This is a genomic window from Methylocaldum sp. (assembly GCF_035627495.1).
Taxonomy (GTDB): Bacteria; Pseudomonadota; Gammaproteobacteria; order Methylococcales; family Methylococcaceae; genus Methylocaldum.
The window spans coordinates 1-15,785 of record NZ_DASPLO010000008.1 but is presented as its reverse complement, the minus strand read 5'-3'; the positions used below and the strand labels follow the sequence as shown (position 1 = coordinate 15,785).

15 protein-coding genes and 2 tRNA genes are annotated in these 15,785 nt (G+C 57.8%); 9 read left to right on the top strand and 8 right to left on the bottom strand.

Annotated elements, in window-relative coordinates:
• Positions 1–179: 179 nt before the first annotated feature.
• Genes VEB01_RS01060 through VEB01_RS01050 form a run of 3 tightly spaced genes read right to left on the bottom strand, consistent with a single transcriptional unit; the run spans position 180 to position 2,750 of the window.
• Positions 180–455 (bottom strand): EscU/YscU/HrcU family type III secretion system export apparatus switch protein, encoded by a 276-nt coding sequence (locus VEB01_RS01060; RefSeq protein ID WP_324872252.1) that lies wholly within the window; start codon positions 453–455, stop codon positions 180–182.
• Positions 452–1,879, bottom strand: a complete 1,428-nt coding sequence (gene fliK / locus VEB01_RS01055; RefSeq protein WP_324872251.1) for a flagellar hook-length control protein FliK — start codon at positions 1,877–1,879, stop codon at positions 452–454. Before fliK ends, VEB01_RS01060 begins: the two co-directional genes overlap by 4 nt.
• Positions 1,880–1,883: 4 nt before the next feature.
• Positions 1,884–2,750: an HDOD domain-containing protein gene (locus VEB01_RS01050; RefSeq protein ID WP_324872250.1), complete on the bottom strand. Its 867-nt coding sequence runs from the start codon at positions 2,748–2,750 to the stop codon at positions 1,884–1,886.
• 215 nt (positions 2,751–2,965) lie between these two features.
• On the opposite strand from VEB01_RS01050, the gene gltX reads away from it, so the two are divergent.
• The 5 genes from gltX to VEB01_RS01025 all read left to right on the top strand — a co-directional run bounded on the left by gltX (position 2,966) and on the right by VEB01_RS01025 (position 6,323).
• Entirely contained in the window at positions 2,966–4,369 is a 1,404-nt protein-coding gene (gene gltX / locus VEB01_RS01045; protein ID WP_324872249.1) for a glutamate--tRNA ligase, read from the top strand.
• A gap of 44 nt (positions 4,370–4,413) precedes the next feature.
• Positions 4,414–4,489: transfer RNA gene (locus tag VEB01_RS01040), tRNA-Ala, on the top strand.
• Positions 4,490–4,512: 23 nt separating this feature from the next.
• Positions 4,513–4,588, top strand: a tRNA-Glu gene (locus VEB01_RS01035).
• Between the two features lie 757 nt (positions 4,589–5,345).
• Positions 5,346–5,693 (top strand): SOS response-associated peptidase family protein, encoded by a 348-nt coding sequence (locus tag VEB01_RS01030; protein WP_324872253.1) that lies wholly within the window; start codon positions 5,346–5,348, stop codon positions 5,691–5,693.
• 147 nt (positions 5,694–5,840) lie between these two features.
• Entirely contained in the window at positions 5,841–6,323 is a 483-nt protein-coding gene (locus VEB01_RS01025) for a nuclear transport factor 2 family protein (protein WP_324872248.1), read from the top strand.
• Positions 6,324–6,337: 14 nt separating this feature from the next.
• Here the strand turns inward: VEB01_RS01025 and VEB01_RS01020 are convergent, their stop codons facing one another.
• The 5 genes from VEB01_RS01020 to VEB01_RS01000 form a co-directional block, all read right to left on the bottom strand.
• Positions 6,338–6,472, bottom strand: coding sequence for a hypothetical protein (locus VEB01_RS01020; protein ID WP_324872247.1), 135 nt, complete (start codon positions 6,470–6,472; stop codon positions 6,338–6,340).
• Between the two features lie 142 nt (positions 6,473–6,614).
• Positions 6,615–8,207 (bottom strand): diguanylate cyclase domain-containing protein, encoded by a 1,593-nt coding sequence (locus tag VEB01_RS01015; protein ID WP_324872246.1) that lies wholly within the window; start codon positions 8,205–8,207, stop codon positions 6,615–6,617.
• Between the two features lie 345 nt (positions 8,208–8,552).
• A complete protein-coding gene (locus tag VEB01_RS01010) occupies positions 8,553–8,990 on the bottom strand; it encodes a type II toxin-antitoxin system VapC family toxin (protein ID WP_324872245.1) in 438 nt (145 codons plus the stop codon).
• 5 nt (positions 8,991–8,995) lie between these two features.
• A complete protein-coding gene (locus VEB01_RS01005) occupies positions 8,996–9,256 on the bottom strand; it encodes a type II toxin-antitoxin system Phd/YefM family antitoxin (RefSeq protein WP_324872244.1) in 261 nt (86 codons plus the stop codon).
• A 189-nt stretch (positions 9,257–9,445) separates the two neighbouring features.
• A complete protein-coding gene (locus VEB01_RS01000; protein ID WP_324872243.1) occupies positions 9,446–9,970 on the bottom strand; it encodes a DUF4113 domain-containing protein in 525 nt (174 codons plus the stop codon).
• Positions 9,971–10,318: 348 nt separating this feature from the next.
• On the opposite strand from VEB01_RS01000, the gene VEB01_RS00995 reads away from it, so the two are divergent.
• From VEB01_RS00995 to VEB01_RS00980, 4 genes are all read left to right on the top strand, one after another.
• The gene (locus VEB01_RS00995; RefSeq protein ID WP_324872242.1) at positions 10,319–11,281 is read left to right on the top strand and encodes a M12 family metallopeptidase; all 963 of its coding nucleotides are present in this window, start codon (positions 10,319–10,321) and stop codon (positions 11,279–11,281) included.
• A 58-nt stretch (positions 11,282–11,339) separates the two neighbouring features.
• Entirely contained in the window at positions 11,340–11,648 is a 309-nt protein-coding gene (locus VEB01_RS00990) for a hypothetical protein (protein WP_324872241.1), read from the top strand.
• A gap of 144 nt (positions 11,649–11,792) precedes the next feature.
• Positions 11,793–13,673, top strand: coding sequence for a gluzincin family metallopeptidase (locus tag VEB01_RS00985; protein ID WP_324872240.1), 1,881 nt, complete (start codon positions 11,793–11,795; stop codon positions 13,671–13,673).
• Positions 13,674–13,683: 10 nt separating this feature from the next.
• Positions 13,684–15,222: an MBL fold metallo-hydrolase gene (locus tag VEB01_RS00980; protein WP_324872239.1), complete on the top strand. Its 1,539-nt coding sequence runs from the start codon at positions 13,684–13,686 to the stop codon at positions 15,220–15,222.
• Positions 15,223–15,785 lie beyond the last annotated feature (563 nt).

The following is a 15,785-nucleotide window of genomic DNA, read 5'->3' as shown; positions in this document are numbered from 1 at the left end:
GTGCCTCCAGTTGTTCGCGTTCAGCGGGTGTGATGACCAGTTCGGCTTTCGGGCGGCCGTTTTTCATTGGGTATCTCCTCAAATCTAAAGACACCCAGAAATTAAGCAAGATTTATGCTACGTATTAATGGGACAGGACACTAAAAGCCTGTAGTTCGGCTAATTTTTCCGGCTTGATGCTATTTGCCGGGCATTTTGCCGCTGAGCGAATACGCAAACGCAATCACCTCGGCCACTGCAAGGTATAGTTCCCGCGGGATGTCGTCGCCCAGCGGTATTTTGGCCAACACATTCGCCAAACCCGCGTCCGTGTGCAGCGGAATATTATTCTGTCTTGCCAGTTCGATGATTTGGTCCGCTACCGCGCCTTTGCCTTTGGCGGTCACCCGCGGGGTGCTCTCTCCGTCGTAATGCAGGGCGACGGCGATATTAGGTGGATTGATGATTCGGGTCACGCGCGGAGGTCCAGGAGCGGAGGAGAGGGATGTTCAGGGAGCTGCGAGCGTGGGGGACGATCCAGGGGCGCCAGTTGGCCTATCGACAATCCCGCGCCATGCAGCCGGGCTCTCAGGTGTTCGCACCGCTCGCGGATCAGGTCGGATGTCGTTGCCGTGTCGCTCCATAGATAGGTATCGATTTGGCCCCCCTTCAAGATGATCCGCGCACAGAATGTTCCTAGCTCCGGCGGATGCAATTCCAAAGTGATCGACCAGTGATCGGCAGCTTCCGGACTCCCGGATTTCGCGTCCTTGGTTATAAGCAATTTTGCCGCATCTCCGTGGTCGCCGTCGGTAAAGGGGATTTCCAGCCGCCACATGGATGGAGCGGCGTCATCCTTGGGTAGGGATGACAACTGATCCACTACCACTTTCGCGAGGGCGGCTTCGATTTTCTGGGCGATATGCTCGGCTCCGAATTCATCCCCCGATATGAGCGCGTTCTGTTCTTCCGATGTAGCGGGACCCGCAAGACGCCCGGCTGATTTTTCGTATTCCGGCTCTCGTGGGGTAGGGGACTGTGAGTGCGGCTGTGATTTCGGGGAATCCTTTTCTCCCTGCTCCGGAGCAGGGGCGGAAAGCAGATCATCGGAGTTTTGTGCGGTTTGCCTGTCCGTCAGCGCTACATCTTCGGCCGAGCTAGCGCTTTCGAAACGAAACACAGGTGTTTCCGTCTGCTCCCCGGTGTCGGCGATTACCGATTGGGTATGAACCTGTTCAACGGGTATTTCGGCATCTGGCAGGGTGCCGATCGGATCGGGCGCGGTTTCCTGATCTGTCCGAAGCGTTTTCAAACTGTCGAGAACGCGTAGCAGTTGGGCTTTGAAGTCGGAATCGGCAAAGCCAGGCGCCGAATCGGCATGGCTGGCGAGCTTTGCCTCAAGAAACACTCCCGAATTCCGCAGGCCGTTTTCTACGCCTTCGGGTGTAACCAGTTCGGATTGTTTTGGAATTGAGGCCAAGAGATTTTCTAAAGCGTTTCTTATCGGAGTGGGCAGGGCGGAGGTTTGTTTAGCCTGAGCGACGAGGAGCTGGAGTTCCTTGATCACATTGGCGATCTGTTCCTGTTTTGGCAGGAATTGGCGTAGTGCCTGCTGTACCGTTGGCTCCGGCACTGTTGAATCAGATTCGGACGGGATGATTCGAAGCTCGGGAGTGGTCCCCAGCTTAATCACCTGAAGTTCGAGTATTTGTCCCGGTTGTAGATTGGCGCTGCTGTTTGCCGTCAGCGTTCGCCCACCGGCGTCGAGTTGAAGAAGAAAGCTGTTGTCTTTGATCTGTGCCTGAACGACGGCGCTGAGAATATCCCCGAGTTTTAGCGGCTGCGCCCCGGTCTGAGGCAGGGGCGTCGTCGGGATGAGGACGGGCAGCCGGATTTCCATCGCGTCAATGCGTGAGCATTTGCCGGATCTGCAAGATTTCCTCCTTGGCCAGGCCGAGTACGTCCTTGCTGACGTCTGTGGCCGGTTGTCCCGCCATGAGTTTCCGGTAAGCCGGAATTTCATCCATGCGAGGGTATTTATGAATCTGTAGCGTGCCGACAAAACTGTGCAGCTGGGATAGAACAACCAGATCCGTGTAATCCGGCGCCCCGGAGTGATCGCGAAACCAATTCTCCGCATGGACGGTAACGTCTTCGAAATCCGCCGGAAAGTTCCACTTCCTCAAGATCATCACACCGACCGGTACTCGTAGGGTCTGTATCGCCTGGTCAAGATGGCTGGGGTCGACGATCAGTTCCGGATGCCGATCGGCAAAGGTGAGTACGGGAACGCTGCCGATATCGTGAACCAATCCGGCCAGCATCGCTCGATCGGGGTCGAACCCCCGAGTTTTGTGGGCGAGGACAGCGCAGATTGCGGCTACATAACTGCTATGGGCCCAAAGATCGTGCATCCGTTTCCGAATCTGAGGCGACTTGGCGATGAACACGGCTTTTAGCGAAAACGTGGTGATCAAGTGCTGTGCCGCTTTGAGCCCGAGCCGGGTCAAGGCTTCAGGACAACTCTCTATTTTCTTGCGCCCGTGATAAATCGGACTGTTGGCGATATGAATCAGCCGTGCGGTAATGGCCGGATCGATCTGCACGACCCGTGCAATTTTCGAATTATTCGCCCGGTCGTCGTTGATAGCCTTGCGAATCTTTAGGGAGATGTCCGGGAGCGTGGGCAGCGCGAGCTTTTCCGCCCGCATTTCCTGGGAGCAAAGCTGTAATAGAGGGTTTTGAAGGGTATCTGCCGTCTCGAGAGTCATTACGAATGGAATGCGTTTGTGGGATCGCTGATGACACTTAATCCGAGAAAAGCAATAAGGATAGCTTGGTTCGAAGCCCTCGGTAAAATGGTTCGGCCTTCGCGATGAAGGAATCGGCCGGATTTTGGTATCATCGTTATCTATCCTCAATCCCGTAGTCACCGAGCGCCGATGGTAAAAGTCGGCAACTCTAGCTTTTTTTCAGGATTATTCGAATGACCATACGTACCCGATTTGCTCCGAGCCCTACGGGTTATTTGCACGTTGGCGGCGCGCGCACGGCGCTTTTTTCCTGGCTGTACGCGCGTAAACACGGCGGCACCTTTATCCTGCGCATCGAGGATACGGATTTGGAGCGCTCCACCGTCGATGCGGTCAATGCGATTCTCGAGGGCATGACCTGGCTCGGGCTGGAATACGATGAAGGACCGTTCTATCAAACCGACCGCTTTGACCGGTATGAAGCGGTTGCCCAGCAATTATTGGACGAGGGTAAAGCCTATCCGTGCTACTGCACGAGGGACGAACTGGATAGCCTGCGCGCGGACCAAATAGCACGCAAGGAAAAGCCGCGCTACGACGGGCGTTGCCGCCATCGCACCGAACCTCGCGAAGGCGTTCAGCCGGTATTACGGTTTCGCAATCCCGATGATGGCGAAGTCGTTATCGAAGATCTCGTGCGCGGTCGGGTCATTGTGAAAAATAGCGAATTGGACGATCTCATCATTGCCCGTTCGGACGGTACGCCCACCTATAACTTTACCGTCGTGGTCGATGATCTCGACATGCAGATCACCCATGTAATCCGCGGCGACGATCATCTCAACAACACGCCGCGCCAGATCAACATTCTAAAGGCCCTGGGCGCACCGCTGCCGAAATACGCACACGTGCCGATGATCCTGGGGTCTGACGGGGCCAAGTTATCGAAACGTCACGGGGCGGTCAGCGTTATGCAGTACCGCGACGACGGCTATTTGCCTGAGGCGCTTATCAACTATCTGGTGCGCCTTGGCTGGTCCCATGGCGATCAGGAGATCTTTTCAGTGGACGAAATGATCGAACTGTTCGATGTTAATGACATTAATCATTCAGCCTCGGCGTTCAATCCCGAAAAGCTGTTGTGGTTGAATCATCACTACATCATGCATAGCGATCCCTTGCATGTCGCGCATCACCTGCGCTGGCATCTGGGGCAATTGAATATCGATCCCACCCAGGGACCCGATCCCATCAGGGTGGTCGAAGCGCAGCGCGAGCGTTGCAAGACCCTGGTCGACATGGCGAAGGCAAGCGTCTTCTTTTACAGAGAGTTCGAAACGTACGATGAGAAAGCTGCCGGCAAGAACTTGACGGGCGATAGCTTAGGAGCTTTGCAGGCGCTGGAATCTAAATTACAGGCGTTGGACATCTGGAATCGCGAAGCGATTCATCAAGCCGTCGCAGATACCGCGGAAACGCTTGGAGTGAAAATGGGCAGTGTCGCTCAGCCGCTTCGGGTGGCCGTGTCGGGAACAACGGTATCGCCTCCCATTGATCTTACGCTGGAGTTGCTGGGAAAAACTTTGAGTCTCTCCAGAGTCGGCCGAGCAATTCAGTATATCGGTAAAAAAACCTAGACAAACGCAGAGCCATTATTTAACATTCGCATTCTTCGCCGCGTGGGGCCATAGCTCAGCTGGGAGAGCGCAACAATGGCATTGTTGAGGTCGCGAGTTCGATCCTCGCTGGCTCCACCACTCACCGAACGATAAGAGTCCTTGTCCCCATCGTCTAGAGGCCTAGGACACCGCCCTTTCACGGCGGTAACAGGGGTTCGAACCCCCTTGGGGACGCCAATTAAATCATCTGCTTAGAGAAATACAGACGCATCATTACGCTGATTCTGTATTTCTTCTGTATTTGAGACATCAAGAAAAAACCAGGTCAGATCCGGGTTTTTTTGTGTCCATCGATCAGCCAATAAAAAGCCCGGCCGGAACCGGGTTTGTGCCGCGTTGCCGTAGGATCAGTCCTGCGCAAAGCGTCGGCGTACCGTGCATCGGCCGAACGGCCCTCTGTCCATCATCGTCACCAAGGCGGGGAAGGGGACATCGAACTGCCGATGCCTTCGATCACGTGATCTCGAGGACACCGGCTTTGACAATTCCGCCGCCGGATTCGTGCATTTTGCCGAATGGACCGATTTCAATTCCCCGCCTCCTGGATGGGCGATGACCGGACCGAACACGCTTGAACCGCGAGACCGTCCGGGGGTGCATGTGCTGTTTTGAGGCACGTTCGACGAGTTATCCACTGTCAAGTCTTGACAGTGGGATGGCCGGTCTGTTTCGGCTGACTGTAAGGCCGTAACCCCTTGAGGCACCGTTCGCTAGTTCATGTATTGCGAAAAATCAACCACATAGATTCAGAAGATCCCAAAACGCGGTGGTTGAGCAGAACGTGATCAGGCGAACAAAAAGCCCGATAGGCCGGGCGGTCGGCTATTCCATCCCCACACTTATCCACAGGGTTGTCCCCGGAAACTGTGGATAGCGAATGATACGTATTGCCCTGAATAGGATCTTCTAGTTGACCACGGTTACAACCCCCCATGTGTGGTCGCTTCGCCCAATACACCGATCCTCAGTCCATCACTCGTTGGTTCGAGGCCTCGGAAATCAAGATCCGAGTCTTAGAGGCCCGGCCCCGGATAACCCGGCACCGACGCAGCCGATCTTGGCGGTGCAGCTGGATGATGTCGGTGAACGGGAATTGGTTTCGCTCACTTGGGGCCTTCTGCCGTTCTGGGCCAAGGACTCGAAACTTGGGTATTCGACCATCAATGCCCGGGCGGAAACCGTCGCTGAAAAGTCTGCTTACCGGCAGCCCTTTCGGATACACCGCGCCCTGATTCCTGCGGATCTTTTTTACTTAGTTATGTGGACACGTCAAGCTTGGTGAAGGCTGAGCCAAGCCAAGCACTCCATGGGAGGGCCGGGCCCAGCTCTCTACACTGAATGTGGCTATGCAACACCGCTGCGGAGATAGTGGACCAGTAGCTTACCCGTTCGATGAACACTTTCGTCCACTAACCGAGGGAGACTTACCATGTATCAAGAAGCAAGCGAAGCACGTCCACCCTCGCCTCCATTCACGCGTGAGACGGCGACGCAAAAAGTCAGGCTGGCAGAGGACGCTTGGAATAGCCGCGACCCGGCGCGGGTTTCCTTAGCGTATACGATCGGCAGCCAATGGCGCAACCGCGCCGAATTCTTCGAAGGACGCGAGGAAATTGTGCGATTTCTCACCCGCAAGTGGGCACGAGAACTCGATTACCGACTAAACAAGGAATTGTGGGCGTTCGACGGCAATCGCATTGCGGTCCGCTTCGCCTACGAGTGGCATGATGATGCCGGCAACTGGTATAGGTCCTATGGCAATGAGAACTGGGCGTTTGACGAAAACGGACTGATGCAGCGCCGCCTCGCTAGCATCAACGACTTGCCTATCAAAGAATCTGACCGCAAATTCTACTGGCCTCAGGGGCGTCGTCCGGACAACCATCCAGGGCTGAGCGAACTCGGGCTGTGAGCAGGCCCGCGCGCTCACACGCCGGCTAGAGAGCAGCCCCGCGCCTGTAGGCCGAATACGAAGCTGGCTACAAGCGGCAGAGGCTCGCCAGCGCCGTCTATCAGATGGAAGCGTTCGCCGTGATCGGTCGGAACCCGAATGAGACGCATTGTGATGGCGCTCCCCAACCGTCAACAACACCAAGGGATGTGTCTATATAAACGAATGGAAACAGGAATCATTCCCGCGATTCGGACATCCCCGACGTGTCGCAAAAAGGGAAGGCCATACCGGTCCGGACCGAGCGAAGACTCAGACGGCCTCGCCAGGACAAAAGCCATAGCGGTTCTTGCCGTTGGCCTTGCAGTGATACATGGCGCGGTCGGCCTTCCGGATCAAGAGCTCCAACTCCTCGCCATGCGTCGGATAAAGGGCGATGCCGATGCTCGCCCCCAGGGGGATGTCGTCCAAGTCGGGACCTGGGAGTGAATCGAGGTGCTGGAGGATTTTTTCCGCGACGACGGTCGCAGGGTGTTCGTTCGACAGCTCTTTGAGCAGAATAATGAACTCGTCACCGCCGTTGCGCACCACCGTGTCCATGTCGCGCACCGAGCGGCGCAACCCATGGGCCACGGTACAGAGGATCTGGTCGCCGGCAGGGTGGCCCAGGCGGTCATTGACCTCTTTGAACCCATCGAGATCGATCAAGAGCAGCGCGATCTGCTGGTGATGCCGTCGTGCGGCCGCCCGGGCCTGTTCGAAATGCTCCAGCAAGAGGAGGCGGTTTCCGAGACCCGTCAGTGAATCGTGCAGCGCCCTGTTCCGCTGGCGCTCGATTTCCTGCGACAGGCGGCGGGTTCTTTGCCGAAAATGGATGACGCCTGAGAGGCCCAGCAACATCAGACTGGCGAGGAGGGCCGCGCCCCAGGCGAGGTAGGACCTGAGCTTTTCGTCCGCCGCGCTGGGCGAAGTGATGCCGAACCAGTGGTTATAAAGGGCGTCATAGCGCCCACTGGCCTTGATGATGGTGAGTCCCTCGTTCAATTGGCCCAAGAGCTCCGGATGGCCTTTGGCGAGCGCGATGCATTTTTGCGTCGGAAACAGCGGCGTGCCGATAGCGATGACATTGGCGATGTGCTTCTGGCGGATCAAGTAGACGCCCTGCAGATGCGGAATCAAGGCGGCGTCGAAGCGGCCAGCGTCGAGACCGAATAGGGCTTTGCTCAAGGTAGGAACGGCCGTCACCGATCCGCCTTTGGCGCGCCATTGATCGTGCATCAGATCGCCGTTCTGCACCACCAACCGGGCCGCGGCGACGTCCTCCAGATTACGGATGGCGGAACCGCGCGGGACGAATAGACGGTGGTGCAGCTGGAGGTAAGGGCTGGTGAAGTCCACGTTACGGGTGCGATCGCTGGAATAGAACATGCCGACCACACCGTCCAGGCGCTGGTTTTCAAGATCCTGGCGCAAGGTCTCCCATTCATCGGTACGGATCACGATCTTGAGCCCCATCACCTCGGCCGCGGCCCGGGTGATATCGACGTCGAAGCCCACCGGCTGGCCGGCGGCGTCTAAGAACTGGTAAGGCGTATAATCGCGGTCGCTGCCCATGACCCAGACCCTATTCTCTGCCGCGATCGGCTCGGCGGCACGGATCGGCTGGAGCCCCAACAGGGCGAGGCAGGTCAACAGCCTGATCGGTCCGACGGAAACCGGGGGCCGGACGGCCGCCTGAGGTTGGGGTGACATTGGGGTGAAGGGCATCCAGTTCCGTTGCAGCAAGAGGGCATCATCGGTTCGCTCTGCGGCTTTTTTGCGCAGGCGCACTTTAAGTTTAGCCAACACCAGCACAATCGGGTTGCGATCGAGCTGGGTCGTGCACTGCAGTCTCCACCCATGCATGAGCGGCACCTGGGGCTGAGTTTATCGCGTTTTCAGTTCTGCTGTACGGTCTAAGAAGGAAGCCGCCGTTGGCGGCGACTTAGCTTGGAGCGGGTCTCGCCCCACGGGCGAGTTGCTTGCCCAAACGAAAGAAACCAAAGGGCACCCGGATGGCGCGCTGATCCTGCGCGTCACCGCCTGGAGCCGGGGGCGACAAAAGGCACGTTCCCTGTGCCTTTGTCGCCGCGCGCGATCCCTCACGCGCCCCTTGCGGGCTATTCCGGCTCCAGGCGGCGATGCTCGGGCGCGCCATAACGGGATAATACCGAACCCCCATACATCAGATTTGAAAATGCTCTAGTACCGTCAGTACGGGGCGAAGTCCGGAAGCGAGAGTCCAAGCAGTTTCGCCGCCTGATTGAGCGCTTTGTCGAAACTGATGAATGTCATGCCGGGCCTAGCTAATCGAACGCGGTCGGCGCTGGCTAAGTGAACGCTGTCGTAGCCTCGCAATGCGAATCCCTCCGCCAGTTCCGCGGCGCGTTCGGTGAGTTTGTCATCGAGTCCCAGGGTGCTATAGCTGGACCAATCTCCACGGAAATCCGAAACGATGGCTTGATAGTCGGCGGGGTCTATCCGCCCGAACCGTCTGGCGGCCGCCAGCGCTGCCCGCACCTCGATATAGCCGATGCCATGGCAGAGCACTTGATCGGCCCCGCGAAAGAGCGTTTCCACCTCGATGCTGAACGCTTCATCGACATATAACTTAACGATGGCGGAGCTATCGAGATAAATCAATTTCATGGTCGCTATCGCCGGTTCTGGACAATCCAATCGGCCAGCGTTTCCCCTTCGATCACCGGTGCCGTGCCGCGAGATCGGGTCAGCCTGGGCCGGGTTTTCGCCCATCGTACACCCGGGATATCTTTCCAATCTTCGGGAGACTCGGTAATCGGTTCAAGCTTCGCGATGGGTTTGTTACGCGACGTCACTACGACCGTCTCTCCGGAGCGCATGAGCTGAAGGTAGCGAGAAAGATGGACCTTGAGCTCTCGAATGGATACATTCATGGTTACATGAAATTGTTTGTAGTGCTTTGAGTATGAAAGCACGTGGTCTCAATGTAAACCGCATTGGAAAAATCGTACGCCCACTAACATTGACTGGAGCGTCACGCCGCTGAAGGTTCCGAAAGGCCGATCATCGAGCAATCCGGAGCGAGAAATCGAAGCCATCGGGGGGGTTATCGAGTTTGGACCCTAATGTTGTCGGTCGCGCTGCAGAGCAAAAGGCGGGCTGAAAAGGAAAATGGCGTCAGGCCTTACTACCGGCAGCTGATCCCAACGGCTGGTGTAGGCAGGTGAGAGATTGCCGCGGTGCATGCGCCAGGATTGATTCATCCCTTCGGCGGCAATCCAGAGGGTGCCCCGGCCCATCCTCTGGTTGAGCTGATCAAACGCGGCCATGAGTCGTCCGCGGTCGGCAAGGAGAACGGACCCACCTATCGGCCCTTGCTCAACCGTCTCGGCCGAGAGATCCAGCAGCATCACGCCAGCTTTCCGGTAGCGGCAACCCGGCTTATGGATCCGCTTCAGCCCCGTGAGGGCGGCCCGAATCAGGACCTGCGTGTCCGCGCTGGGTGAAGCCAGCCGGACCGTCGTCGAGGGATGGTATTGCAGCTCTTGGAGGTTGAAGGGATTGGTCTGCAGAAAGACCGAAAGGGCGCCAGCGCGGGAGGCTTGGCCCCGGAAGTTCTCGGCGGCGCGGGCCACATAGACGCTCACGGCTGTTGGCGCACGCTGAATTCTCGAAGATATAACCGAAGGTGGCGTATCCGCAGCCTCGGTATTGCCTGAATGGGGGAATTGGCGCATTGCTCCGGGGCATTACGCCGTGTTTGTGAAATTTTAATGTCTCGGTTTCTCAAAGATGTATACATTCCAAATAGGGCGTATGTGCCGCCATTCTTGGCTTTTTTACCTGACAGAATCGCCACCTTTTTGCATTAAAGATTTTGGCTACCACCCAGAATGGCCTGACAGCCAGAACTAGGTACTTCCTTGCTAGGCGGCATAGAAGCATGGACAGCTACGCGGCCGCAATTCGGTTTTTCACATGGAGGGACTATGAATATGAATCAGAACGATCATCTACGTGCGACTCTTGCCAAGATCGCTGAGGTGGCGAGTGCGGCAATCGAGATTGGCGAGGATTTCGAAAATTATGAGCACAAAGAGGGTGAGGAGTCGGAGCAGGCTTCGCAAGAGGACACGCCTGCGTGTGTTCTCAAGTCCCTCCCAAAGCGGCTCCTGGTGAAGGCGGCCGAGACTGCCAGGACGATCAATCCGGTTAACGCACCGGTGTTCGGACCGCTCGCCTCAGTCGCGGCAGGGCTCGAGATCAACGAGCCCCTCCGCCTTGCGGTGCTCACCGCGAAGTATTGGGGGCCGAAGCCTCGCACACTGACCATCAGTTTCATGGAGAGCACCCCGGCCGACCTGAAGACCCGGATCATCAGCCACATGAACGCGTGGACCAAAACAGGGTGCATCTCGTTCGTCGGGACCAACGGGACCGGGGACATCCGGATCTCCCGGGAGCCGGGCGGCTACTGGTCGTACCTTGGAACGGATGTCCTGCTCATTCCGAAGAACCGTCCGACGATGAACCTTCAGGGATTCACCATGAGGACTCCCGAGTCGGAGTACAAGCGGGTCGTCCATCACGAGACCGGGCACACCCTCGGCTTTCCGCACGAGCACATGCGGAAGGACCTGGTCGCCCGGATCGACCCGGCGAAGGCGTACAAGTGGTTCCTGGAGACGTATGGCTGGGATAGGGCGACAGTGGACTCCCAAGTCCTCACCCCGCTGGACGAAGCATCGCTCATGGGTACCCCGGCCGACCAGACCTCAATCATGTGCTACCAGCTCCCCAGGGTGATCACCAAGGATGGCAAGCCGATCACTGGCGGGACGGACATCAATCAGACGGACTACATGTTCGCCGGAAAGATCTACCCCAAGCCGGGCTATGTGACGGCCGCGCAAGAGGAGGACTGGGCGGAATCGGAGGATGTCGAGGTGGCAGTCTGACTGACCCCGGGCCTTCAAGGGATCCCGGCTGGAACCGAGACGCAGGGGGGTGAGGCCGATGGCACGGCTGATAGAAGTGCAGGATCCGCGCATGTGTCTCTCGCCGCTGACGGTCCGCTCAGGCGACGTACTCCTGTTCCGCGCGGCCGGTGGCCGTGTCCGCTCCGGCGGTGACGTCGTCGAGCTGTTGGGCCCATTCCTCCAGGCGGTCGTCGGAGACGACGGCAACATCTTGACGCCGATGGGGCCTCCGAACACGGTCTTGTTCCACGCCCGACAGCCCGGTCGGGCGCTGATCGACGTGATTACGGGCGACCTCTTCCACACGCCGCAGACGACCGCACTGGGCATCACCGTAGAGGCCTGAGTCGCTACGGATTCAGGCCCCCGTCATAAAAAAGTGTTCGTGTTGCTGGGTGTCGGCGTGCTAAACGCCGATTTTTGTGGGCTTGGTCTCGGGGCCGAAGCCGCAGGGTTGAGCACTGCTGGTTCATAAGAGAAAGGAGAAGCGATGTCTGGAGATCTAGTTGGTCTGCCACCTACGTTTCGCCGATTGCGGGCCTATGCCTTTGACCCCAGCCTCTCACTGGATCTGGATACGGCGGTACTCAATGAAACGGTCTTGAAGATACCTTGGGAAGAGGAACTAGGGCCGGGCCCGGTCGGTGAGTACCTTGAGGTCGTGGATGCCGACCCGGCCAGCAACGCCTTCTACCCCCCAGTTAACCTCAACGATCCGCGACTACTCGGGCAGGATGGCCTCCCTCCTTCGGAGGGAAATCCCCAGTTCCATCAGCAAATGGTATATGCCGTGGCGATGATGACGATCCGGAACTTCGAGCAGTCCCTGGGGCGGCTTGCACTATGGTCACCGCGCTTCGTCCAGGGAGAAGACGGGAAGACCAAGGCAGTATTCATCCGCCGGCTGCGCTGCTATCCCCATGCCCTTCGGGAGGCCAATGCCTTCTACAGCCCGGAGAAAAAGGCCTTACTGTTCGGCTATTTTCCTGCATCACGCGTGGAGCCCGGGCGCAACCTCCCCGGGGGCGTGGTCTTTACCTGCCTCTCGCACGATATCATTGCCCATGAGACGACCCATGCGCTGCTCGATGGGCTCCACAAGCGCTTCATCGAGGCGAGCAACCCGGATGCGCTTGCCTTCCACGAGGCCTTCGCGGATATCGTCGCACTCTTCCAACACTTCACCTTCCCAGAATCGGTCCGCCACCAAATCGCGCGGACCCAGGGGAATCTCGCCAACCAGAATCTGCTCGGAGAGCTGGCCCAGCAGTTCGGCCAAGCAATCGGCAACCGAGGGGCGCTACGCAGTGCGATCAATCAGGTGGCTCCGCTCACTGGCCAGCCCGATCCCCGAAAATACGAGGCGACGCAAGAGCCCCATGAACGTGGCGCAATCCTCGTTGCGGCGGTATTCGATGCCTTTCTCGCCATTTTCAAGGCGCGCATCGCCGATCTCCTCCGGATTGCCACGGGAGGCAGCGGTGTACTACCGCAAGGGGAGCTGCATTCGGATCTGGTCAATCGCTTGGCCATCGAGGCTACCAAGTCCGCCTCGCACGTGCTGCGGATGTGTATCCGGGCGCTCGATTATTGCCCGCCGGTTGATGTCACCTTCGGTGAATATTTGCGGGCATTGATCACCGCGGACGAGGACCTCGTGCCCGACGACGACAAGGGTTATCGCATTGCCGTGATTGAAGCCTTCCGCCGTCGGGGGATCTATCCGCCCGATGTCCGTTCGCTCTCGATCGACAGTCTACGCTGGCAGAAACCCACCGTGGCCCTCCCCATTGGCAAGATAGAACAACTACGCTTGGGACTGACGTCGGACCGCGAGGAAATTTGGAGGCGCAACGAGCGCAACCAATACTTGGTATGGGCGTGGCTCAAGGACAAGAAAGCAGGCATTACAGGTGAGGCAGCGTGGCAAATGGGACTGGCACTCGGGGAAGATGCACCGCCCACGATCGAGTGGAGCGACCAGGATTGGCTCCCAAAGGTCGAAGTGCATTCCGTGCGTCCCGCCCGCCGTGTCGGCCCCGATGGCCAGCAACTCAACGACCTCGTCATCGAGATCACACAGTCCCGCAAGGGTTACCTCACCGCCGAGGAGCAGGCAAAGGCTGACCGGGATCTTGATCCCTCTGAGGAGCACTTTGCCTTCCGCGGTGGCTGCACATTGCTCGTTGATATGAGCACTAAAGAGGTACGTTACTGCATCGGCAAGAACATCCTGAGTGAGAAACGCCTGCAGCAGCAGCGGGAGTATCTATCGCCCTCGAATGAGCAAACGCTGGGGGCGACATACTTCGGTGGCTTCCGCAAAGGAGAGAACAAGGAGCCGTTTGCCCTGCTGCATCGGGGCTATTAAGGGGAAGGCTATGGTTGGCAAAACCAAATCGGCCTCGAAGAAAAGCTCGACCCCGCCCGCTCGGCCTTCACGTCAACCCGCCACGCCGAAGGCCGACGAGATCGCGGTGCGTATGTATCGCCAGGGGCTTGGAGACTGCTTTCTGCTCACATTCCCGGGTAGGGAGCGCCCGGTCTACATGCTCATTGACTGCGGTCTTATGCTGGGTACCGAAAAACAGCTAGAGAAGATGCAGGCTGTGGCGGAAGACATCCGCGCCACGACCGGTGGGCGGCTGGATGTAGTGATTGCCACGCACGAGCATTGGGACCATCTCTCCGGCTTTATCCAGGCGAAAGAGGTGTTCGAAAAGATCGAAATAGGGGAACTGTGGCTGGCGTGGACCGAGGATCCGGACAACGAGCTCGCCCAGAAGCTCCGCAGGGAACGCAAAGCCGCCTTCGCGGCCCTGCAAAGGGCGGCGTCGCGTCTTCAGGCGGCAGGCTCGCCAAAGGCCTCAGCGCTAATGAATCTGTTGGAATTCGCTGGTCCCCTCGGCGCGAAGCCTAGTGCGACGACCGAGGCGGCGCTGGCCTTTATCCGCACACGCGTGGACCGCCCACGTTTCTGCTATCCCGGCCGCGAGCCTTTCTCGCTCCCAGGGGTGGACGGTGTGCATATCTATGTGCTGGGACCGCCTGAAAACGAGCAACTGCTCAAGAAAGGAGATCCGACCAAGCGAGGCAAAGAGGTCTACGAACTCACCTTTGCCACCGAATTCACCAGAGCGTTCATTGCGGCTCTCGATACTGCCGAGGAGCCGTTCGAGAATCTCACGATTGACCAACGCCGGGATTACGAACTCAGCTTGCCATTTGACAGAAGCCTTCAGCTCTCGATCGAGGCAGCAAAGCAAGAAGCGTTCTTCCGTAACCGCTATGGCTTCCCCAGTGATCCGCCCATGGTTCCTCCCTATGCCGACGAGTTGTCCTGGCGGCGCATCGACACCGATTGGCTCGAAATGGCAGGCAGCCTCGCCCTAAAGCTCGACAATGACACCAATAACACTTGCCTCGCGATCGCCATTGAGTTGACTGCTACTGGCAAGGTGCTCCTGTTTCCGGGCGATGCCCAGGTTGGCAACTGGCTCTCGTGGGCAGATCTTTGCTGGCCGAAAGACGCCAAACCCGAGGATTCTAACGCTATCACTGCCGCGCATCTGCTGGCCAGAACCGTGCTGTATAAAGTCGGGCATCACGCCAGCCATAACGCCACGCTGCGCGAAAAGGGGTTGGAGCTGATGATTAGCGGCGAGTTGGTGGCATTGATCCCGGTGGACGAGGACATAGCGCGTAACAAGAAGCACTGGGACATGCCTTTTCCCGCGCTGCTTAAGCGGCTCGAGCAGAAAACCAAGGGTCGGATCATCCGTGCTGACTGCACGGTCTCAGACTTAAAAAAGAGCCCTAATCCTAATCACATTAGTCCCGCGGAGTGGAACGCCTTCCTCGACAAAATATCTGCGGATCAAAATGATGAGTTATATGTGGAGTATCGGATTTCTGTCTGAGAAGCTGTTTTCAAACGTCATGAGCACCGTCAGAACAAGGCGCGAAAGGGTGACCCGGAGCGCGGGACACGTGGAGAGAACAGCCGCAGGCTGGCCCGCAGGGCGAGCCCCAGGGATGGGGCGCGTAATAACCGGCGTGTACAGAGGCGTACATGACCATTTCGCCAGGAGAGAAATGGGACCGCGGCAGCGTGCCCGTCAGGGTGACAAATCGGCAGGATGGAGGATTTGCACGGCGCGGCCGCCCGCAAGGGCGAACCACAGGGAGGTGGTGAGTGAAAAGCAGGGATGCTTTTCATCAGCATTTTGAGCCCTTGAGCAATGCCAGCATGGCGGTGTGCAGTAGTTTGAAGACAGCTTCTTAGAAGCTGTTTAGAAACCGTCACCAGCGAGCATCAGCCGAGGGGCCGCCGCACAGTAGGTCGTCGGTCTTGAAGAATTCGATTTTTCTTTGAAATTGTAAGCTGGTTAGGTTGAGCTTTCTCCCATAACCGGGCCGATCAATGGTAGTGATATCCCCATGAGTTCTCTGAGCGCGGACATCAGCCAGGCATAAAAAGCCC

Bases quoted from the DNA above. Each gene is read 5' to 3' on its own strand.
- VEB01_RS00980 (WP_324872239.1), top strand. From the start codon at position 13,684: ATGGTTGGCAAAACCAAATCGGCCTCGAAGAAAAGCTCGACCCCGCCC.
- VEB01_RS01005 (WP_324872244.1), bottom strand. From the start codon at position 9,256: ATGAATGTATCCATTCGAGAGCTCAAGGTCCATCTTTCTCGCTACCTT.
- gltX (WP_324872249.1), top strand. From the start codon at position 2,966: ATGACCATACGTACCCGATTTGCTCCGAGCCCTACGGGTTATTTGCAC.
- VEB01_RS01015 (WP_324872246.1), bottom strand. From the start codon at position 8,207: ATGCATGGGTGGAGACTGCAGTGCACGACCCAGCTCGATCGCAACCCG.
- VEB01_RS00995 (WP_324872242.1), top strand. From the start codon at position 10,319: ATGAATCAGAACGATCATCTACGTGCGACTCTTGCCAAGATCGCTGAG.
- VEB01_RS01020 (WP_324872247.1), bottom strand. From the start codon at position 6,472: ATGCGTCTCATTCGGGTTCCGACCGATCACGGCGAACGCTTCCATCTG.
- VEB01_RS01025 (WP_324872248.1), top strand. From the start codon at position 5,841: ATGTATCAAGAAGCAAGCGAAGCACGTCCACCCTCGCCTCCATTCACG.
- VEB01_RS01010 (WP_324872245.1), bottom strand. From the start codon at position 8,990: ATGAAATTGATTTATCTCGATAGCTCCGCCATCGTTAAGTTATATGTC.
- VEB01_RS01050 (WP_324872250.1), bottom strand. From the start codon at position 2,750: ATGACTCTCGAGACGGCAGATACCCTTCAAAACCCTCTATTACAGCTT.
- VEB01_RS00990 (WP_324872241.1), top strand. From the start codon at position 11,340: ATGGCACGGCTGATAGAAGTGCAGGATCCGCGCATGTGTCTCTCGCCG.
- VEB01_RS00985 (WP_324872240.1), top strand. From the start codon at position 11,793: ATGTCTGGAGATCTAGTTGGTCTGCCACCTACGTTTCGCCGATTGCGG.
- fliK (WP_324872251.1), bottom strand. From the start codon at position 1,879: ATGGAAATCCGGCTGCCCGTCCTCATCCCGACGACGCCCCTGCCTCAG.